Source organism: Mycobacterium genavense ATCC 51234, from assembly GCF_000526915.1.
In the GTDB taxonomy this organism is placed as follows: Bacteria; Actinomycetota; Actinomycetes; order Mycobacteriales; family Mycobacteriaceae; genus Mycobacterium; species Mycobacterium genavense.
Genome location: NZ_JAGZ01000001.1, coordinates 570,949 through 591,813, shown reverse-complemented (window position 1 = coordinate 591,813; position 20,865 = coordinate 570,949). Strand labels below are relative to the sequence as shown.

13 protein-coding genes and 4 pseudogenes are annotated in these 20,865 nt (G+C 67.9%); 3 read left to right on the top strand and 14 right to left on the bottom strand.

What is annotated here, in order from left to right:
• Positions 1–6: 6 nt before the first annotated feature.
• The 3 genes from T428_RS0102965 to mshB form a co-directional block, all read right to left on the bottom strand.
• Positions 7–2,580 (bottom strand): bifunctional FO biosynthesis protein CofGH, encoded by a 2,574-nt coding sequence (locus tag T428_RS0102965; protein ID WP_051465116.1) that lies wholly within the window; start codon positions 2,578–2,580, stop codon positions 7–9.
• A 116-nt stretch (positions 2,581–2,696) separates the two neighbouring features.
• Complete coding sequence (locus T428_RS0102960; protein ID WP_025735294.1) at positions 2,697–3,161, bottom strand: hypothetical protein; 465 nt, start codon at positions 3,159–3,161, stop codon at positions 2,697–2,699.
• A 92-nt stretch (positions 3,162–3,253) separates the two neighbouring features.
• Entirely contained in the window at positions 3,254–4,156 is a 903-nt protein-coding gene (gene mshB, locus T428_RS0102955) for an N-acetyl-1-D-myo-inositol-2-amino-2-deoxy-alpha-D-glucopyranoside deacetylase (protein WP_025735293.1), read from the bottom strand.
• A gap of 93 nt (positions 4,157–4,249) precedes the next feature.
• Here mshB and T428_RS0102950 point away from each other — a divergent pair, with 93 nt between their 5' ends.
• Positions 4,250–4,867 (top strand): TetR/AcrR family transcriptional regulator, encoded by a 618-nt coding sequence (locus T428_RS0102950; RefSeq protein WP_025735292.1) that lies wholly within the window; start codon positions 4,250–4,252, stop codon positions 4,865–4,867.
• On the opposite strand, the gene T428_RS0102945 is transcribed toward T428_RS0102950, so the two are convergent.
• The 10 genes and pseudogenes from T428_RS0102945 to T428_RS0102885 form a co-directional block, all read right to left on the bottom strand.
• Complete coding sequence (locus tag T428_RS0102945; RefSeq protein ID WP_051465098.1) at positions 4,864–6,735, bottom strand: ABC transporter family substrate-binding protein; 1,872 nt, start codon at positions 6,733–6,735, stop codon at positions 4,864–4,866. The genes T428_RS0102950 and T428_RS0102945 overlap by 4 nt on opposite strands.
• A 61-nt stretch (positions 6,736–6,796) precedes the next feature.
• The gene (typA, locus tag T428_RS0102940; protein WP_036466848.1) at positions 6,797–8,686 is read right to left on the bottom strand and encodes a translational GTPase TypA; all 1,890 of its coding nucleotides are present in this window, start codon (positions 8,684–8,686) and stop codon (positions 6,797–6,799) included.
• Between the two features lie 96 nt (positions 8,687–8,782).
• Positions 8,783–9,479, bottom strand: a pseudogene (gene narI / locus T428_RS25290) (respiratory nitrate reductase subunit gamma).
• A pseudogene (gene narJ / locus T428_RS25285) lies at positions 9,472–10,140 on the bottom strand (nitrate reductase molybdenum cofactor assembly chaperone). The pseudogenes narI and narJ overlap by 8 nt, the downstream one beginning before the upstream one ends.
• Positions 10,137–11,699, bottom strand: a pseudogene (gene narH / locus T428_RS25280) (nitrate reductase subunit beta). The pseudogenes narJ and narH overlap by 4 nt, the downstream one beginning before the upstream one ends.
• A pseudogene (locus T428_RS25275) lies at positions 11,699–15,404 on the bottom strand (nitrate reductase subunit alpha). Before T428_RS25275 ends, narH begins: the two co-directional pseudogenes overlap by 1 nt.
• A gap of 242 nt (positions 15,405–15,646) precedes the next feature.
• A complete protein-coding gene (locus T428_RS0102900; RefSeq protein WP_025735286.1) occupies positions 15,647–16,039 on the bottom strand; it encodes a (deoxy)nucleoside triphosphate pyrophosphohydrolase in 393 nt (130 codons plus the stop codon).
• A 7-nt stretch (positions 16,040–16,046) separates the two neighbouring features.
• On the bottom strand, positions 16,047–16,979 hold the full coding sequence (locus T428_RS0102895; protein ID WP_025735285.1) for a TIGR03619 family F420-dependent LLM class oxidoreductase: 933 nt from the start codon (positions 16,977–16,979) through the stop codon (positions 16,047–16,049).
• Between the two features lie 112 nt (positions 16,980–17,091).
• Positions 17,092–17,289 carry a hypothetical protein gene (locus T428_RS32545; RefSeq protein ID WP_156942826.1) on the bottom strand — a complete coding sequence of 66 codons (198 nt, stop codon included), beginning with the start codon at positions 17,287–17,289 and terminating at the stop codon, positions 17,092–17,094.
• Positions 17,290–17,412: 123 nt separating this feature from the next.
• Complete coding sequence (locus tag T428_RS0102885) at positions 17,413–18,279, bottom strand: cyclopropane mycolic acid synthase family methyltransferase (protein ID WP_025735283.1); 867 nt, start codon at positions 18,277–18,279, stop codon at positions 17,413–17,415.
• A gap of 162 nt (positions 18,280–18,441) precedes the next feature.
• Between T428_RS0102885 and T428_RS0102880 the strand changes: the two genes are divergently transcribed.
• Positions 18,442–18,726: a 4a-hydroxytetrahydrobiopterin dehydratase gene (locus T428_RS0102880; protein WP_025735282.1), complete on the top strand. Its 285-nt coding sequence runs from the start codon at positions 18,442–18,444 to the stop codon at positions 18,724–18,726.
• On the opposite strand, the gene T428_RS0102875 is transcribed toward T428_RS0102880, so the two are convergent.
• Positions 18,723–20,072, bottom strand: a complete 1,350-nt coding sequence (locus tag T428_RS0102875) for a mannosyltransferase (protein WP_051465115.1) — start codon at positions 20,070–20,072, stop codon at positions 18,723–18,725. The two genes, T428_RS0102880 and T428_RS0102875, sit on opposite strands and share 4 nt — an antisense overlap.
• A gap of 88 nt (positions 20,073–20,160) precedes the next feature.
• Between T428_RS0102875 and T428_RS0102870 the strand changes: the two genes are divergently transcribed.
• A complete protein-coding gene (locus tag T428_RS0102870; RefSeq protein WP_025735280.1) occupies positions 20,161–20,844 on the top strand; it encodes a hypothetical protein in 684 nt (227 codons plus the stop codon).
• Positions 20,845–20,865 lie beyond the last annotated feature (21 nt).

Sequence of the window (20,865 nt, the reverse complement as noted above, 5' to 3'; positions counted from 1 at the left end):
CGACGGCTACGCGGCCAGCGGGCTGTAATCGGTGCTGCGCTGGCGCGCCGGGCGGCCGATGCCGTGGGCGATCGCGGCCAGCTCCGCCACCGTCTTGGCCGACCCGTGCTCGGAGCCGGCCATCCGCGAGATGGTTTCCTCCATCAGCGTGCCGCCCAGATCGTTGGCGCCACCGTTGAGCATCACCTGGGTGCGCTCGATGCCGAGCTTGACCCAGCTGGTCTGAATCTGGGAAATGCGGCCGTGCAACATGATTCGGGCCAACGCGTGCACCGCCCGGTTGTCCCGATGAGTGGGCCCGGGCCGCGCCGCGCCGGCCAGATACAACGGTGAGCTCTGATGCACGAACGGCAACGGCACGAACTCGGTGAAACCTCCGGTGCGGTCCTGGATGTCGCGCAGCACGTTGAGGTGGCCGACCCAGTGCCGGGGGCTGTCGACGTGCCCGTACATCATCGTCGACGACGACCGCAGACCCACCTCGTGCGCGGTGGTGACGATGTCGATCCACATCGACGTGGGCAACTTACCCTTGGTCAGCACCCAGCGCACCTCGTCGTCGAGGATCTCCGCGGCGGTTCCCGGGATGGTGCCCAGGCCGGCCTCGCGCAGGCTGATCAGCCACTCGCGCACGCTCAATCCGCTCTTGGTCACGCCATTGGCGATCTCCATCGGAGAGAACGCGTGCACGTGCATCGACGGCACCCGCGCTTTGACGGCGCGCACCAGGTCGGCGTACCCGGTGACCGGCAGCTCGGGATCGATCCCGCCCTGCATGCACACCTCGGTCGCGCCGGCGACGTGCGCCTCCCACGCGCGGTCGGCGACTTCGGCCGTCGACAGCGAATACGCGTCGGCGTCGCCCTTGCGCTGCGCGAAGGCGCAGAACCGGCAACCGGTGTAGCAGATGTTGGTGAAGTTGATGTTGCGGTTCACCACGAATGTCACGTCGTCGCCGACGGTGTCGCGGCGCAGCGAATCCGCAAGCGCGGCAACCGCTTCCAGCGCTGGGCCATCGGCGGTGGCCAGCGCCAGGTACTGGTCGTCGCTGCAGCCGGCGGGGTTGCGTTCGGCGGAGCGCAGTGCGGCCAGCACGTCGGTGTCGATACGTTCGGAGGCGCGAGCGGCCAGCTCGTGCACGTGCGCACGGATCGATTCCCAATCGCCGAACGCACTTTCGAGATCGCTGCGCGCCTCGCTGTTGCGGCCCTGGGTGTCAATCGCGGCGTTGAGATCCACCCGCCCGGTGGACTGCGCGTCGTCAGGTTCCTGCCACGGCATGCCGGTCGGGTTGACGTCGCGGGCCAGGCCGGTCGCCGGATCGGCCAGCGCCGCAACGTGCCCGGACACCCGCGGGTCGATCCACGCCGCCCCCGCTTGCACGTATTTGGGCTGGGCGGTCAACCGCTGCACCAAATCGAACCCGGCTTCGGCGGTCACCGCGGCCAGCTCGTCCAACGCGGGCCAGGGTCGTTCGGGGTTGACGTGGTCGGGCGTCAGCGGCGAAACCCCGCCCCAGTCGTCGACGCCCGCGCCGACCAGCGCCAGGCACTCCTGCCGGGACACCAGATTCGGCGGCGCCTGGATGCGCATGCCGGGACCCAGCACCAGCCGCGCCACCGCGATCGTGGCCAGGTAGTCGTCGATTCCGGCGTCGGGGACGTCGGCCATCGCGGTGTGCTGCTTGGCCCGGAAATTCTGCACGATCACTTCCTGGACATGAGCGAATTCCTTGTGCGACTTGCGAATCGCATGCAAGGTGTCGGCGCGTTCGGCGAGCGTCTCCCCGATGCCGACCAGCAGACCGGTGGTGAACGGGATCGACAACCGTCCCGCGTCGGTCAGCGCCCGCAGCCGCACCGCCGGGTCTTTGTCCGGGCTGCCGTAGTGCGCAAGCCCTTTCGTTTCGAACAGGCGACGCGACGTCGTCTCGAGCATCATGCCCATCGATGGCGCGACCGGCTTCAGCAGCGACATCTCCGACCAGCTCATCACGCCCGGGTTCAGGTGCGGCAACAGCCCGGTTTCCTCGAGCACCCGGATCGCCATCGCGCGCACATAGGACAGCGTCGAGTTGTAGCCGCGCGCGTCCAGCCATTCACGGGCCTGCGGCCAGCGGTCCTCCGGCCGGTCACCAAGGGTGAATAGTGCTTCCTTGCAACCGAGTTCGGCACCGCGGCGGGCGATGTCGATGATTTCGTCGGGCTCCAGATACATGCCGGCGCCCTGGGCGCGAAGCTTGCCCGGCACCATGACGAATGTGCAGTAGTGGCAGTTGTCCCGGCACAGACGAGTGACGGGGATGAACACCTTGCGCGAGTAGGTGATCGGCAGCCGACCGTTGGGGCCGCGTCGGCCCGCCGACCGCAGACCGGCGTCGCGCACCCGCGCGGCACTCGCACACAAGTCGGCGAGGTCGGCACCGCGGGCGGTCATCGCCACGGCGGCCTCGTCGACGTTGAGGGCCACACCGTCGCGCGCCCGGCGCAGCACGCGTCGCAATGCGGACGCGCTGGCCTTGGGTGGAACGACGGGATCAGGCAGAGCGGTGGGCTCCTCGCCTACAGGCCCCGGTGTCATTGGCACGTTGGTGTAACTTCCCCACGATCGAATTTCATCCGCGCGTCCCAACAAACTGAATTTCGGCAACCATAGCCGGTGCCATATGCGCAACAGTAGCGCCAGGCCGGTTCCGGTCAGCCGTAGCGGTGGCCGCGCCGCCACAACACCAGCACCGGGGGCGTCACCCCCAGCATGATCAGCAGCAGCGCGCCGTAGGCCATCAGCCCGCTGCCTCCCAGGATGACGTCGTCGGCGGGGCCGGCCATGCTGATCACCGCGACCGTCAGCAGCCATGTCCACAACGGCAGCGCCGCCCCGCGCGCCGTCCGGGTCCAGCGGCCGGCGGCCCACACCAAGGCCGCGTTGACCAGACCACTGATCAGTCCGCTGATCGGAAACGGAATCGTGCCGATATAGCTAGGCAGCAGCAGAGCCCCGGCTAGTGCGGACAAGACCCCGTCGACAGCCAACAGCGCCAACACCACGACGCGAATAGCGGGGTCTGTCGCGCCGGCGTCCTCGACGGACGCGGCGTGCGGCTTGATTGCGGTCAGGTCGGGACGCTGTCGATGTTGGACATGATGGAGCCGATAACCCACTGCAGGCTGTCGAGCCGGTCCTGCCAGTGCTGCAGGTTAGGGTCCAGGTCGGGGTCCATGCGAATTCCTTCCGTGGCTGCCTGTTTGGCAGCCTACTCCTCGGTGGACCCCCCGAGATTCAGTCCCGCGAGCAGGTCAGTTTCCCAACCGCGCTCGTCGCGGGGCCCGGCGCAGCCGCCAACCAGAACGTAGTGTTCGTCGCCGAGGATCGGCAGCGCGATGTTGTTCGACAGGGCACACGCCCGCCCGGTCGGACCGACGACCACCTGGGTGGCGTGCGCGGCGAGCGCGGCCACCTTGGCGGCCAACGCATCCGGCGTCGTCGACACGACGGCGTCGATCGCGTCGTCGGAGTACCCGAAGTCGAATTCCTCTGGCGGCGGGATCGTCCACCCGGGCAGGAAATCGTCGGGACCCAGGGCCTGCCAGCCGGCCATGAACGCGTCGACGGAGAGCACCGTCCAGTAGAACTTCAGCACGTCCCATGGCTTTCCGGGGTAGTCAGACCCGCCGGCCGCCGCGACCGCGGCGGTGGTGACGGTGTGGGCGCGGATGTGGTCGGGATGCCCGTATCCGCCGTTGGGGTCGTAGGTGACGACGACGTGCGGGCGTAGCCGTCGAATGAGCTCGACCAGCGCCCCGACGGCCTCGCGTTCGTCGGCGTCGATGAAGCGCTCGCGGCGCCGCTTCTCGGTGCCCGCCATGCCGGAGTCGCGCCAGCGTCCCGCGCCGCCGAGATAGATGGGTGCGCCGATGCCCAACGCCCGCAATGCCGCGGTGAGTTCGCCGATTCGGTAGCCGCCGAGCTGGTCGGCCCGATCGACGGCGAGCTCGGCCCAGCGGTCCCCGATGACCTCGCCCTCCTCGCCCAGCGTGCAGGTCACGACGCTCACCTGGGCGCCACGCGCGGCGTAATGCGCGATCGTGGCACCGTTGCTGAGGCTCTCGTCGTCGGGGTGCGCGTGCACGAACAACAGCCGCGGGGTCTCAGGCATGGACGCACCCTACCCGGAGCCGACCCGCTACTCTCGGTCGTTGTGTTGCACCAGAGTGCGCCAAATAGGAACGCCGACGGCTACTATCGAGAAATGTCGCAAGCCACCGAGACAGCGTCGACCGGCATCCGCAGCCGCCGGCGCGGCGAGGTGCTCGAACGCGCGTTGTACGAGGCCACCCTGGCGGAGTTGACCGAGGTCGGGTACGGCGGGCTGACGATGGAGGGGATCGCCGCTCGCGCCCAGACCGGCAAGGCCGCGCTGTATCGGCGCTGGTGCAGCAAGCACGACCTGGTCCATGCCGCACTGGTTTTCGCGCTGCCGCCGGTGCCCGAGCCGCGTTCGGGCCGATCGGCCAGGGATACCCTGCTGACGCTGCTCACCGCCCACCGCGACGTCCTGGCCGGCAAGACAGGGTTTCCCGGCCTGCACATCGTCCAGCAACTGCTGCACGAACCCGAGATGCGTGCCATCTTCGCCGACGCCGTGGTGTGCCCGCGGCTGCAGATCGTCGAGTCGATCCTGCAGGCCGCGATCGAGGCCGGCGAACTCGACCCGGCCGCGGTCACGCCGCTGACCGCGCGGGTCGGGCCGGCTCTGATCAACCACCACTTCCTGCTGACCGGCGAACCGCCCAACCGGCGTGAGCTGGCGCTGATCGTCGACACCGTGATCCCGCCCCGCGCCCCGGCCTCGCCGACGAGTCCCTAGGGGCCCGTTTTCACCCATTGCCCGGCGTCGCCGACGATGCCGACCGGGACGGCGCCCGACAGGCTGACGTTCTGCACGCTCGGGCCCGCCCCGACGATCGTGGTGTCCTGCAGGATCGGCAGCACCGTCGACATGTTCCACAGCCGCGGCTCGACCGCGGTGATCACGTCGTTGATGCTCTTGGTGCCGGCCAGCGCGGCGTCGATGTTGGACTGGATGCTGTGATCACAGATCCCGGTGAGGTTCGACGGCGCCTGCACCAGCGCGCCCGGATCGGGCGAATGACTCGGCGTCGTCGGCGCGGTGCTGGCCGGCATCGTCGGCGACGCCGGTGAGGTCGAGGCGACCTGGGTGGTCGTTGGCGGTGCGGGGGCGGTCGGCACCGCCGTCGCCTCCAAGGCGGGGCAGCCGTAGCGCGACGCCAAGAGCGTCGCCAGGTTGCCGCCGGCCTGATGCCAGCCGACGATCGCGTCCACCTGGTTGTTGTTCAGCGCGTCGCGATACAGCGTCACCGGATCCAGCGCCGACACCGATGCGGCGATCCCGACGTTGCGCAACTGGTCGGCGGCGGTGTTGGCCACGGCCACCGAGGTCGGGTCGTTGGCCGCCACCCCGATCACCAGCGACAGCTGCTTGCCGTCCTTGCTGATCCGGCCGCGGATCACCTCCGGCGATCCGGTGGGCGGCTCGGGCGGCGGCGCGCTGTTCTCGACCTGGTACCCGGCCGCCGAAAACAACGCCAGCGCAGCCTGTTTCGTCATCGCGGGCGGCGCTGTCGGTTCGTAGCCGGGATCGCTGGGCGACCGGATCTGCGCCTGGTCCAGCGAGATGGTGTTGTCGCTGCCGGCGCCGACGGCCGCGAGCAGGTCGACGTCGAGCAATCCCAGAATTCCCTTGCGGATCCGGGTGTCGGCCAGCTTGGGCTGGTTGGCGCGCAGCGTCAGCTGCATGACGCGCGGTGTCATGATCCGGGCGGTGCGCACGCCGGGGATGGCCGACAGCTGAGCAAACGACGCCGAGCCGCCGTGCACCTGGGCCACCTGGGTGTCGCCGTTGCGTACCGAATCGGCCAGCGCGGCCGGCGCGCCGGCCCGGCGGAACTGGATCAGGGCGGGTTTGGCGGGCGGCCCCCAATAGCGGTCGTTGCGGGCGATCAGGATCTCGTCGCGCTGCGGGTCGATGTTCTCCACCCGGAACTGCCCGCCGGTGACCGTCAGCGACCGGACCAGCCCGGCCGCGAAACCGCCCGGCACGTCCTTGACGATGTGCGCCGGCAGCAGATCGTTGAACAGTTCCTTCCATGCCGGATACGGCTGGGCGAAGGTGACGACGGCCTGCTTGCCGCCCTCCAGCGACTGCACGCCGGTGATCAGGTCATAGCCGGCCGGATCGACCACCCCAGGCTGCGTGACCATTTGATGCCACAGGTACCAGAAGTCGTCGGCGCCGATCGGGGCGTTGTCGGTCCACTGCGCCTCGGGGCGGATCTTGTAGGTCACCGTGAACGGGTTCTGGCTGGTCACGTCGGCGGACAACAGCAGGGTCGGGTCCAGCTCCCACCGCGAACCCGTGGGCGTGGTGGGATCGGGCACCGGCCGGAACGCGCTCGGCAACACCAGCGCGCTGATCGCCGCGTTCACCGGGGACAGATCGGACAGCAGGTGCGGGTTGAACCCGGCGCCGATCGAGTCGATGCCCATGATGATCTGGGTGACCCGCTGCGGCGGGGGCGGTGTGTTGTGCGGCGTATCGGTGCTTTGCGGCGCGGGCGGCGGACTGACGGTGCAGGCCGCCAGGGTCAGGCCCAGCAGTGCGAGCAGCACCCCGACCATCAGCAAAACGTGGCGGGCCCGGTGCAGCACGAGCATCAGGGTATCGACCGCCTGCCCGGCGGCTTTTCGAATCCTTCGGGCGAAGGGCGACAACAAGCTACCCCCGAGCCTTCGCCCGTGCCTTGCTGCGCGCCCGGGAGGTGGCGTCCAGCTCGACCTTGCGCACCCGGACGATCTCCGGAGTCACTTCGACGCATTCGTCGGCCGCGCAGAACTCCATGGCCTGCTCCAGGTCGAGTTCGAGCGGACGAGCCAGCGTCTCGATCACGTCGGCGGTCGACGACCGCATGTTGGTCAGCTTCTTCTCCCGCGTGATGTTGACGTCGAGATCCTCTGCGCGCGGATTGATTCCGACGACCATGCCCTCGTAGGTGTCCTGCCCGGGCTCGACGAAGAACTGGCCGCGGTCGGCGAGCTGGATCATCGCGAACGGCGTGACGGCGCCGGCCCGATCCGACACCAGCGAGCCGGTGTGACGAACGCGGATCTCTCCCGCCCACGGCCGATAGCCGTCGAACACCGCGTTGGCGATGCCGGTGCCGCGGGTGATGGTCAGGAAGTCGGTGCGAAATCCGATCAGGCCGCGGCTCGGCACGATGAAGTCCATCCGGACCCAGCCCGCCGCGTGGTTCGTCATCTCCTCCATGCGGCCCTTGCGTCCGGCCATCAACCGCGTGATGGCACCGACGAACTCCTCGGGGCAGTCGATCGTCATCGCCTCGAACGGCTCGTGCAGCTGGCCGTCGATCGTCTTGGTGACCACTTGCGGCTTGCCGACCGTGAGCTCGAAGCCCTCCCGGCGCATCTGTTCGACCAGCACGGCCAGCGCCAGCTCGCCGCGGCCCTGCACCTCCCAGGCGTCGGGCCGGCCGATGTCGACCACCCGGATCGAAACGTTGCCGACGAGCTCGGAATCCAAGCGGGACTTGACCATTCGCGCTGTCAGCTTGTGGCCGGACACCTTGCCCGCCAACGGTGAGGTGTTGGTGCCGATCGTCACCGAGATGGCCGGCTCGTCGACCGTGATCCGCGGCAGCGCGTGCGCGTGATCGGGGTCGGCCAGCGTGTCGCCGATCATGATCTCCGGGATGCCCGCGACGGCGACGATGTCCCCGGCGACCGCCTCGTCGGTGGGTGTGCGCTCCACGCCCTCGGTCACCAGCAGTTCGGTGATCTTCGCGGCTGAGATGACGGGTTGGCCGTCCACCTCGCGCATCCAAGCGACCTGCTGCCCCTTGCGGATCCAGCCCTTGTAGATGCGGATCAGCGCGAGCCGCCCGAGGAAGGCCGAGGCGTCGAGGTTGGTCACCAGCGCCTGCAGCGGCGCCTCGGGATCACCCTGGGGCGGCGGGATGTGCTCGAGCAGCACGTCGAACAGCGGGTCGAGGTTGTCGCCCGCTGGGTTTTCACCGTTGGCTGGTGCGATCGTGCTGGCGATGCCCGCCCGGCCCGAGGCGTACAGCGTCGGCAGGCCGAGTGCGTCCTCGGCGGCCTTCTGCGCTTCCTCGTCGAGGTCGGACGCGACGTGGAGCAGCAGGTCGTGACTGTCCGAGACGACCTCGGCGATCCGGGCGTCCGGCCGGTCGGTCTTGTTGACGACCAGGATGACCGGCAGGTGGGCGGCCAGCGCCTTGCGCAGCACGAACCGGGTCTGCGGCAGCGGGCCCTCGGAGGCGTCGACCAGCAGCAGCACCCCGTCGACCATCGACAGCCCGCGTTCGACCTCGCCGCCGAAGTCGGCGTGTCCCGGGGTGTCGATGACGTTGATGACCGTCGTCGATCCGTCCGCGTGCTTGCGATGCACGGCCGTGTTCTTGGCCAGGATCGTGATGCCCTTTTCCTTCTCCAGGTCCCCGGAGTCCATCAGGCGCTCGACCGCATCGTCGCCGCGATGAGTCAGCGCGCCGGACTGGCGCAGCATCGCGTCGACGAGGGTCGTCTTGCCGTGGTCGACGTGGGCGACGATGGCGACGTTGCGGAATGGCACGTCGGTGATTCTGGCAGCGGTGGCCGGTCGATGGCGAGCCGGCAGGTGGCCGGCGACCCGCTACCAGCCGCGGCGGCGTGACGCCGAGGCGACCATCTAGTCTTGGTCCGCCGCCTCGCGGCTGCGGTAGACGATGTAGGGCCGGAACAGATAGACGATCGGGGCGCTGAACACGTGCACCAGCCGGGTGAACGGCCACAGCGTGATCAGCACCATCCCGATCAGGGCGTGCAGCTGGTAGTCCAGCGGCGCGTTGATCATCACCTCACCGTGCGGCTGGAACAGCCAGATCCGCCGGAACCACAGCCCGACGGTGTAGCGGTAGTGGGAACTCGCCGCCGTGCGGGCCCGTGCCGATCAGGTCGCAGTACAGGCCCACCACGATCGCGAGCACGAGCACCACGTACATCACCGTGTCGCTGCGCGTGGTGGCCGCCGACACCGCCGGGCGGGTCAACCGTCGGTAGATCAGCAACCCGATTCCGACCAGCGTCGCGATGCCGGCCAACGACCCGGCGATGACGGCCTGCAGGTGGTAGGCGTGGTCGCTCATTTTCAGCAGGTGCGTCACCCGCGGCGGGATGAACAAGCCCATCACGTGTCCCGCGAACACGGCCAGGATGCCGAAATGGAACATCGGGCTGGCGATGCTGAGCACCCGTGATTCGTAGATCTGCGACGAACGCGAGGTCCAGCCGAACTTGTCGTAGCGGTAGCGCCACCAGGTGCCGACGATCAAGACCGACAGCGTGACATACGGCGCGATGTCCCAGAACAGGACGTTGCTAAACACTTCGAGTTCCTTTACGGGGCGGTACGGTTAGCTGAAATGGTTGCAGCCCAACGGATTCCGCAGGGGGCCCGGCCTTCGCCAACCGCTGCGCACGGCGCATTTCCTGGTCGGTGGCCACCGGCAGGGTCGCGCAGACCGCCGCCACGGTGGGCTCGTAGGACGACTGGGCGTCGGCCAGCGCGCCGCGCAACACGTCGATGGGCACCCGGTGCTCGGTCAACAACCGCCGCCCGCCATCGGGATCGACGGTGGTGGCGAATTCCAGCACGACGGGCAGGTGATCGGGTGCCTCGGCGTGGGGCGGCTGCACGCCGGCGGCGCGGTAGGCGGTGGCGAACGCGAGCATCTCGCGGCCGCGATTGCGGGTATCCCCGGCGGTCCAATAGGTTCAGGTCATCGTGGCGCGGCGGCGCATGTCGAACGTCGCGACGTAGTCCATCGCGGCGGCCATCGGCTCGCGGGCCCGCAACGCCCGGACCGTCTGCTGGAGCAATTCGGCCGCCGGATCGCTGATGTGGCCCAGCAATTCGTCGACGGTGTCCAGCCGTCCCGGCAGCTGATCGTCCGGGTAGGCCAACAACAGCGATGCCGCCTGCCACACCAGCCGATCCTGCATCGTCCGGGTGCCGGCGCAGTCCCGGATTCCGGACAGCAGTTTCATGGCCGGTGCTCCTCAGGGAACATCCCGGCCGGCACCTTGCCGCCGTCCCAGTTGAGCAGGTTCACCCTGGACCGCTGCTGAGCGTGGAATGTCTCCACGGACACGGGTGTCGGGTCCCCCGACTCGTACATGCCCGGGCCACCTTCGGTGTCCAACGAGCAACCCATCTGCTCCAGGTCGCGGGCCGGCGGGGCGAAGGCGGTCGGAATGACATAGCGCTCTTCGTATTTCGCGATCGCGAGCAGCCGGTACATCTCGTAGATCTGTTCTTCGGTCATCCCCACCGAGTGCGGTATGTGGGGTTGAGTTTCGCGCCCGAGGTTGATGTCGCGCATGTACGAACGCATCGCCGCAAGTCGCTGCAGCACGCCCTCGACCACGCCGGTGTCGCCGGCGGTGAACAGTTCGGCCAGGTACTGCATCGGGATGCGCAGCGCGTCCAGCGCGCCGAACAGGTTGCCCAGATCCTTCCCCGTCGTGACCGTCGCGGCTGACCGCATCGACCACCGGCGACAGCGGCGGGATGTAGCAAACCATCGGCATTGTGCGGTATTCCGGGTGCAGCGGCAGCGCCACCTGGTAGTTGTGGATCAGCGCGTACACCGGGGAGCGCTGCGCGGCCTCGATCCACTCCTCGGAGATGCCCGCCGCGCGCGCTGCGGCGATCACCTCGGGGTCGTTCGGGTCCAACAGGATTCGGCACTGCGCGTCGTACAGGTCGGTGTCGTTTTCCACCGACGCCGCCTCCAGCAGCCGATCGGCGTCGTAGAGGACCAGGCCCAGGTAGCGCAGCCGTCCCACGCAGGTTTCCGAGCAGATGATCGGCAGGCCGACCTTCATCCGCGGGTAACACAGCGTGCACTTTTCGGTAAGGACATCCGGACACGCACATCCGCCAGCCGCGGCAGCGGTCCTGGTCGACCAGCACGATGCCGTCCTCGCTGCGTTTGTACATCGCACCGGACAGGCACGACGCCACGCAGGACGGGTTAAGGCAGTGCTCGCAGATGCGGGGCAAGTAGAACATAAACGTCTCTTCGAGCGAGAGTTTCACGCTGTTATTGACGTCGCTCAGCTTCCGAAGGATCGGATCCTTGGCCAGGGGTTTCCGGCGAGCCGGCCAGGTTGTCGTCCCAGTTCGGCCCCCAGGACACCTTCATCGGCTTGCCGGACAGCTGACTTCGGGGCGCGGCCGTCGGGAACGTGTCACCCGCGGGCGCGGTGGTCAGGTTCTCGTAGTCATAGGTCCACGGCTCGTAGTAGTCGTCGATGACGGGCAGGCGCGGGTTGGCGAAGATGCGCAGCAGCTTCACGATGCGGCCACCGTCGCGCAGCCGCAACCGGCCCCGCTTGTCGCGTATCCAGCCGCCGCGCCAGCGCTCCTGGTCCTCGTATGTACGTGGATAGCCTTGGCCTGGGCGGGTTTCCACGTTGTTGAACCACACGTACTCGGTGCCGGCGCGGTTGGTCCACGCCTGCTTGCAGGTGACCGAGCAGGTGTGACAGCCGATGCACTTGTCGAGGTTCATCACCATCGCCAGCTGCGCCATGACCTTCATCAGTAGGTCACCTCCTGGCTGCGACGGCGTACCACCGTGACCTCGTCGCGCTGATTGCCGGTCGGGCCCAGGTAGTTGAACGCGAACGCGTGTTGGCCGTAGCCGCCGGCCGGATGGCTGGGCTTGATCCGCAGCCGGGTCAGCGCGTTGTGGTTGCCGCCGCGCTTGTTGTTGGTCTCGGTGCGCGGCGTGTCCACGGTGCGCTCCTGCACGTGGTAGACGAACACCACGCCGGCGGGCATTCGGTGGCTGACGATCGCTCGGCACACGTAGATGCCGTTGGCGTTGACCGCCTCCACCCAATCATTTTCTTGCACATGAATTTTCGCCGCGTCGCCCGGGCTCATCCACATCGTCGGGCCGCCGCGCGACAGCGACAGCATGTACAGGTTGTCCTGGTAGATGGTAATGGAACGACCACTTCGAGTGCGGCGTGAGGTAGCGCACCGTCAGGCCGATCCCGTCCTCGCATGTACCTAGTTCGGGCTGGCCGAACAGTCGCTTCATGTCCAGCGGCGGCCGGAAGACGGGCAGGTGCTCGCCGAGTTCCTCGATCCAGTCGTGGGCCAGGTAGAAATGCATTCGGCCGGTCAGGGTGTGGAACGGCTTGAGGTTCTCGATGTTGATGGTGAACGGCGCGTAGCGGCGCCCACCCGTTTCGCTGCCCGACCACTCCGGGCTGGTGACCACGGGAACCGGCCGCGCCTGGGTGTCGGCGTAGCAGATGCGCTTGTCCTCGCTGCCCTCGGCCAGATGCACCAGCCGCTGGCCCGTGCGCTTTTCCAGCTCGTGGAAGCCCTCGACGGCCAGCCGGCCGTTGGTGGTTCCCGACAGCAGCAGCAGGACGTCGGCCATCCGCGCGGCCGTGGTGATGGCCGGACGGCCCGCTCCCACACCGGAATTCATCACCCCGAACTTCGCGGCGAGCTCCTCGACCTCTCGGAAGGGGTGCACCGTGACGCCCTTGGTAGTGAGCCCGAACTTCTCCACCGGCGGCCCCAGCGTGACCCACTTGTCGTAGATTGCGCCGTAGTCGCGCTCCACCACAGTGAGTTTGCCCATGGTCCGCCCGGGCACCGACGTCGCGCCGGTGTGCAGCCAGTCGGCTTCGGTACCGTCGGGACAGGCCATCGCGTCGGGTGTGTCGTGCTGCAGCGCGGTGAGCACCACGTCGCTGCGGGTGCCCAGGTGTTCCTTGGCCATCGCGCTGAACGCCCGGGCGATCGCGGCGAAAGCGTCGAAGTCCGAACGTGTTTCCCACGGCGGATCGGTCGCGGCGCTGAACGCGTGCACGTAGGGGTGCATATCGGTGCTGGAGATGTCGGACTTCTCGTACCAGGTCGCGGCCGGCAGCACGACATCGGACACCAGCGTCGTCGAGGTCATCCGGAAGTCGATCGACATCATCAGGTCGAGCTTGCCCTCGGGGATGTCCCCGTCGCAGACCACGTCGACGGGTCGTGCCCCGTCCTCCGGCGGCTGCGCCGTGGCGTTGGAATCGGTGCCCAGCAGATGACGCAGGAAGTATTCGCCACCCTTGCCGGACGAACCAATCAGGTTGGCCCGCCACACGGTAAGCACCCGCGGCCAGTTGCCCGGATTATCGGGATCGGTCACGGCAAGCTTGAGCTTGCGCTGACCGAGTTGCTCGGCGACGTACTCGGCGACGTCGCGTCCGGCCGCGCGGGCCTCGTCGGCAACGTCAAGGCTGGAGCGGTCGAACTGCGGGTAGAACGGGCTCCAGCCCATGGCCGTCGCCGATGCCAGCAGGTCCATGGTGTGCTTGCCCGCGAACCTGCCCCGACCCACGGGGCTGGCCAGCTTGTCCGCGCCGTAACCGTCATAGCGCCACTGGTCGGTGTGCGCGTACCAGTACGAGCGCCGGGCACCTGCCGCGGTGGGCGCATCCAGTCCAGCGCCATCGACATCGTCTGAAAACCAGTGAGCGGCCGCACTTTTTCCTGACCGACGTAGTGCGCCCAGCCCCCGCCGTTGCGGCCCATCGACCCGGTCAGCATCAGCAGCGCCAGCACCGCGCGGTAGATCGCGTCGCTGTGGAACCAGTGGCAGATACCGCCACCCATGATGACCATCGACCGCCCGCCGGACTCCTCCGCGCTGCGCGCGAACTCTCTGGCCACCCGGATGGCCTGGGCGGCAGAAACTCCGGTGATCGCCTCCTGCCACGCCGGGGTGTTCTGCTGACTGGCATCGTCGTACCCGGTGGGCCATTCGCCCGGCAGGCCCGGTCGCGCCACGGCATATTGGGCGAGCATCAAGTCGAAGACGGTGCACACCAGGTGCTCGCCCACCCGGCGGATCGGAACACCGCGCGCCACGGTCGTGCCTTCGCCGTTGACGGTGTCGAAGCTGGGCAGGTGAACCAGCGCGGTGTCGTCACCGCCGGTGCCGCCGTGCACATCTCGCACACTCAGCGCCGGGACGAGGCTACCGAGGTCCAGGTTCCACTTGCCGACACCGTCCTCGCCGTAGCGGAATCCCAGCGAGCCCTGCGGCACCACGATCTTGTTGGTGGCCGCGTCGCACACCACGGGCTTGAGCGCCGCGTTCTCGGAGCTCTTGAAGGCCTCCCCAGATCCGCCGCCGTCAGATTCTTCCCGGGCACCAGCATGTCGCCGCGCTGGTCAAGCTTGATCAGGAACGGCAGATCGGTGCAGCGGCGCGCGAAGTCGGCAAAGAACAGAACCTGTTTGCGCACATAGCATTCCGTGAGGATGACGTGACCCATCGCCATGGCCAGCGCGCCGTCGGTGCCGGCCGCACACGGCATCCACTCGTCGGCGAACCTGGTGTTGTCGGCATAGTCGGGGCTGACGGTCACCACCTTAGTGCCGCGGTAGCGCGCCTCGGCCATCCAGTGCGCGTCGGGGGTGCGGGTGATCGGGACGTTGGAGCCCCACATCATCAGGTAGGCCGCATCCCACCAGTCACCGGATTCGGGCACATCGGTCTGATCGCCGAACACCTGCGGCGAGGCCACCGGAAGGTCAGCGTACCAGTCGTAGAACGACGTCATGGGGGCGCCGATCAGTTCGTAGAACCGCGAACCCGCGGCATTAGACACCATCGACATCGCCGGGATCGGAGAAAACCCGGCGACCCGGTCCGGGCCGTAGGTCTTGATGGTGTGCACGTGGGCGGCCGCGATCATCTCGGTGGCTTCGGCCCAGATGACCCTGATCAGGCCGCCCTTGCCGCGGGCCTGCTGGTAGCGACGCCGGCGCTGCGGGTCGGCCTGGATCTCGGCCCAGGCCAGAACCGGGTCGCCCAGTCGGGCCTTGGCCTCGCGGTACATCTGGACCGGCACGCCCCGGGCGTAGGGGTAGCGCACTCGGGTGGGCGAGTAGCTATACCAGGAGAACGACGCGCCCCGCGGACAGCCACGCGGCTCGGATTCGGGGCGGTCCGGGGCCACCGAGGGATAGTCGGTCTGCTGGGTCTCCCAGGTGATGATCCCGTCCTTGACGTAGATCTTCCACGAGCACGATCCGGTGCAGTTCGCTCCGTGCGTGGACCGGACCACCTTGTCGTGGCTCCAGCGGTCGCGGTAGAAGACGTCGGCTTCGCGCCCGCCCTCGCGGGTGACCGTGCGCAGATCCGCCGAGACTCACCGGGCGTGAAGAAGCGCCCGGTGCGCTCCAAGCGCTCCTCGAGCGCCCCGCCGACGTGAGGGGTAGCGGTCACCCGGTGTCCTCCCTATCTCATTGACGGCGCGCCTCCCGTCCGCATGTGATCCGTCCGGCCCCACCGCCATGTGTTGAGAATTGTGGGCTGCTCGGCCATCGCAATCCGCTGGTAGACCTGCGAGCGGCAGCACATCGAGGTTACGGGTTGGTGGGCGCCATTACCTTCCAGTTTTGCGCGTGTCCGCTGCAATAGCACTGAACGTTCCCTGAGGGAAAACTGTGCAGTTGTTTTCACATCCCTCATAGTATCCTGACCAGGTCTTTTAACCACAAGCGGTCGGCTGGTACCCAGTCGAGATCGGGCAATTGGGCCGCCGTCACCCAGCACAGCGCCCGGTGGTCATGCGGGTGGGGTTCGCCGCCGCGCAAGCGCACCAGGTAGGCCCGCAGTGTCGTCTCGTCGTCTAGCGAAATGTCGTCGCCGAGCCGATCCCCGACGGCGATGTCGGTGATGTGCAGGCCCAACTCCTCGGCCAGCTCGCGGGCCAGGGCTTGCGGCTCGGTTTCGCCGGGCGTGACCTTGCCACCGGGAAGTTCCCAGCGTCCGGCCAGTTCCGGCGGCCAGACACGTTGCGCAACCAGGACGGCGGAACCGCGGACCACGGCTCCGGCGACGACGATCCGGGTTTCCATGCACGGGTCAGCCCGCCACCGCGCCCCGCACCGCTTCGACGAATGCACGCAAATCGCGTTCGCGATTCCCGAAGCGCACCGGCCAGTGCGTCAGCCGCAAGTCGGTGACGCCGGCTTTCACCAGCGCGGCCGCATCCGCGGCGACGGCGGCCAGGTCCGGCCGATCGTCGGCGTCGGCGGTGACCCGAAGCGAGCCGGTGACGCCGAACCCGTGCGGGTCACCGCCGGCACCTCCGACCGCCGCACGCATCCGCCCGATTCCCTGGCCGACCTCACGGGCGTCCTCACCCCACGGGATCCAGTACTTTCCGAATCGCGCCAGCCGGCGGGCGACGGCACGATTGACCGTCCCGCTCACCCAGATCGGCACGCCGCCGGGCTGCACGGGCTTGGGCATCTGGTGGATCCGATCGAAGGTCAGCTCCGGGGATGCGTAGCTGACCTCGTTCTCCAGCCACAGCCGCGTGCACACCTCCAGCGTCTGGTCCAGGATCGCCCCGCGCCGGTCGAAATCGACACCGGCCACCTCGTATTCCTCGCGCTGCCAGCCGACCCCCACCCCGAGATCGACCCGCCCACCGGACAGAACATCCAGTGTCGCAACGGTTTTCGCGAGAACAGCGGCGGGACGCAGCGCGGCGAGCAGGATGTTGGTGCCCAGCCGGATGCGTTTGGTCCGCGCCGCGAGATAGGTCAGCACGGTGAGCGGTTCCAGCCAGGATCCGTCCGGCCCGGTGGGCTGGCGACCGCCGGTCGTTCCCCCCACACCCGGGTCGGAGTAGGCGTCCATGTTCATGCCGAACGCGATGTGCTCGGAGACCAGCACGCGGTCGAATCCCGCGGCTTCCAGCACGTGCGCCCAGTCGGTGAGGTGCTCCCAATTCGCCAGCGCCTCGGCGGAGAAGGAGGGGATTCTCATCGAGAGCTGTATCGAGGCCATTCGACAAGTTAACCGGTCGCCACCGGCCGAGGACCGGCCGCATCGGCCATCGAGCGGATGGAGTGGCCCTCATCCGGGATAGCTACCGAAATCTTTTGGGCCACATCCGGTATCACACCCGGTTCGGGTACAAGTCGTTGAGGTCAGCGGCAATCAGTTTGGCTACCTCGTCGGCCCTCTCGAGGGTTTCGTACGGGCCGCCGATCTCGCTGAAGACGCTCCATTCCCCGTCGGCACCGGCGATGACTTTGACGGCGTCGGGTCGTGCAAGGTACTCGCGGTGCAGAGCGATGAAATCCTCGGGCTTCATGCGGCCAGGGTAGGGCAGCTGGGCCGACGCCGGCGCGCCATTCATACTCGCGTACAGCAAAGTTCGCGTGATGGCTAGCTGAAGCTCGTCAACCAGCCGAACTGAGGTGGGCTGCAATCGCATTCATTTGCGCAACGTGAACTGGTTGACGTCGATGTAGCCGTCCCGGAACGCCTCGGCGCAGCCGGTCAGGTACCTCATGTAGCGCTGGTAGACCTGTTCGGATTGGATCCGGACGGCGTCTTCGTGGCGCCGCAGCAACGCCTCGGCCCAGAGGTCCAGCGTCCTGGCGTAGTGCAGCCGCAACGACTGGCGGCGGGCCAGGTTGAATCCCATCTTCGAGGCGTGGAACTCCACCATCTCGATCGCGGGCAACTGGCCGCCCGGGAAGATCTCGCGGGCGATGAAGTCGTTGAAGCTGGTCTGCTCCTCGGTCATCGGCAGGCCGTGTTCGACGATCTGCTGCGGTGTCAGCATGGTGATCGTGTGCAGCAGCATCACGCCGTCGGCGGGCAGGGCGCGATAGGCCATCGCAAAGAAATCGTCGTAGCGGTCGTAGCCGAAGTGCTCGAACGCGCCGATGGAGACGATCCGGTCGGCGGGTTCGTCGAACTGTTCCCAGCCGCACAACAACACTCGTCGGCTGCGGGTGGTGTCCATCGCGTCGAACGTCTTCTGCACGTGGGCGGCCTGGTGTTCGGACAACGTCAGGCCGACGACGTTGACGTCGTACTTCTCGATCGCGCGGCGCGACGTCGCGCCCCAGCCGCAACCGACGTCCAGCAACGTCATGCCGGGGCGCAGACCCAGCTTGCCCAGCGACAGATCCATCTTGCGCAGCTGCGCGTGTTCGAGGCTGATCGGCCGCAGCCGGTCGAAGTATGCGCAGCTGTAGGTCATGGTGGGGTCGAGGAACAGCCGGAAGAAGTCGTCGGACAGGTCGTAGTGCGCCTGGACGTCTTCGAAGTGCGGGGTCAGATTCTCTGTCATGGCAGCCCACTGCCTCCCTGAACTCCGGGGCCAATACCTACTTGACGAGGCGCGCGCCGACCCGGTTCACGCCGACTTCCCCAAGCTGCCCGGGTCAAACGGCTAGCGCCATGGCGTAACGTGGCACCCGGCAAGGTTTTCGCTTAGAAAGGTTTGCTAGTCATGGCCGTGTTGACGGATCAAGAAGTAGACGCCGCACTGCCCGACCTCGACGGCTGGGAACGTGCCGACGGAGCATTACGCCGTTCGATCAAGTTTGACAGCTTCCTGGCCGGCATCGACGCGGTGCGCCGGGTGGGCGAGCACGCCGAACGCAAAGACCACCACCCCGACATCGATATTCGTTGGCGGACAGTGACTTTCGCGCTCGTCACACACTCCGAGGGCGGCATCACCAAAAACGACGTCGAGATGGCGCGCGATATCAACGGGATCGTCGCGGGCTAGCCCAGCGACGACGCGGCCCGCGGTTGCGATTGCTGGGCAGGCACGGAATCCGGGCCGGCCCTTCGTTTGCCAGACGCGGCGATGACAATCAGCGTTGCCACCGCCGCCGCGATGTAGGCCAGCCCGGCCCAGGCGAAGTACCAGGGTCGGCTGATCTGCCAGATGTCGGGCTGGGCGAACAGCAGTAACCACGGCACGCCCACGATGGTCAGCGCCAGCCAGCCCCAGCCCGCGAACCGCATGCCGGGCCGCGTGCGCGACGGTCCGTGAATCAGCCACATCATCAGCGGCACCACCCACACCCAGTGATGCGTCCACGAAATCGGCGACATCAGCAGCCCGAACATCTCGACCACCAACAACTTGCCGAGCCGATCCGAGGAGTCCACCGCGCGCCACGCCAGGACGGCGAGCACCGCCGTCACGGCGATGGCGATCAACACCGGCGCAGAAAACCCGGCGTCGTGGCCCAGGATCCGGGAAATGCCGCCGCGCCACGACTGATTGATCGACGTCGCAATCGGGCCCACCCGGCGCGCGTCGCCGAGCAGCTGGGTGAAGTAGTAGCGAGTCTGGTCGCCGACGACCACCACCGACAGCGCGACGGTGCCGAAGAAGACGACCGCCGCGAACGCGGCCGCGGCGAACCGTCGGGCGCCGACGAGATAGACACCGGCGATGGCCGGGGTCAACTTGATCCCCACGGCCACGCCGACCAGCAGCCCCGAGAGCCACCAGCGCGTGGTGTAGACCGCCCCCAGCACCGCCAGCATCAAGAAGACGTTGATCTGCCCGTAGTCGAAGTTGTTGCGCAGCGGCTCGATCCAGATCGTGATCGCCGTCCACGCCATCGCGACGCGCCGGCCGCTGCCGGGCGGCACGCCGAGCAAGCGCTGGCTGATCCGAACCGAGCCGTACAGCGCGACCGTCATGGCGACCAGCCACAAAAAGCCCGCCAGCCCGAACGACAGCAGCTGCAGCGGGTAGAACACGATCGCCGCGAACGGCGGATAGGTGAACGGCAGCGGGAAGTCCGGCGTGTGCTCGCTGTAGACGAAGTCGTACAGCGTGCCGGGGTGGTCGATCGCGGCCGCGCCGCCCAGATATACGTGCAGGTCGACGAAGTTCGCGCCGTTGGGCGTCAGGTACGTCAAGCCGAGTCGTGCGGCGACGCTCACGACCAACAGCAGCGGCGCGGCGGAGTTCCTCAGACTCGCCAGGCACCGGGAGACGGGTGTCGCCGGGGCGGCCGGATTGGTGGCTACCCACCTGACTTTAGCGACGACGGCGCACGGCGGCGCCCCGGCGACCGGCTGGTCACCGCGATCACTCGTATCGGTAACGATCAAATAAATGCCACACGTGTCACTTGAGTCCCACCAGCATCAAAGTAGCTTCGGCTCCGTCACCTGTTGTCGATCCCTTGGGGGAGCAATGCCAAGCATCTGGACTTTCGCGAAAGCCGCCGCCGTCGTCGTCGGCTCGTCTGCCGCCCTACTCACGGGCGGTATCGCCCACGCCGACCCGGTGTCGGCCGTTCCCGACCCCGTGCAGAACATCCCGCAGCAGTTGATCGCCTCGGCGGCCAACGCCCCGCAGATTCTGCAGAACCTCGCGACCGCCCTGGGCGCTCAACCGCCGCAGGCACCGGCCGCTCCCGGCATCACGTTTCCGGGAATGACCTCGGCCGCACAGGCGCCCACGGCGTCCGCCCCGGCCGGAATCCCGTCCATCCCGGGTCTCAACCCCGCCACGCCGACCGCCTCGACGGCGGCCAGCCCGACGGTTCCCGGTCTCGGCTCGATACCCGGATTGGCACAGACCACCCCGGCGGCCCCCGCCGCGCCGGCGAGTTCCGGTATCCCCGGGCTGAGCTCGATCCCGGGCCTGACGTCGCCGACGCCGGCTGCTCCCGCCGCCGCACCGGCGTCGGCTCCGCTGTCGAACGTGGCGAACGTGAACATGCCGGCGCTGCCCGGCCTGCCGCTGAACGTGCCGCCGAAGCTGTCGCTTCCGGGCGACCTGGCTTCGCTCGCCACGGGCACCGTCCCGGGGACGCCGGCCGCCCCAGCTTCCGCGCCGGCAACGCCGCCGTCGCTGCTCTCGGCCCTGCCCTGAGTAATCACCCAACCGAAGGAC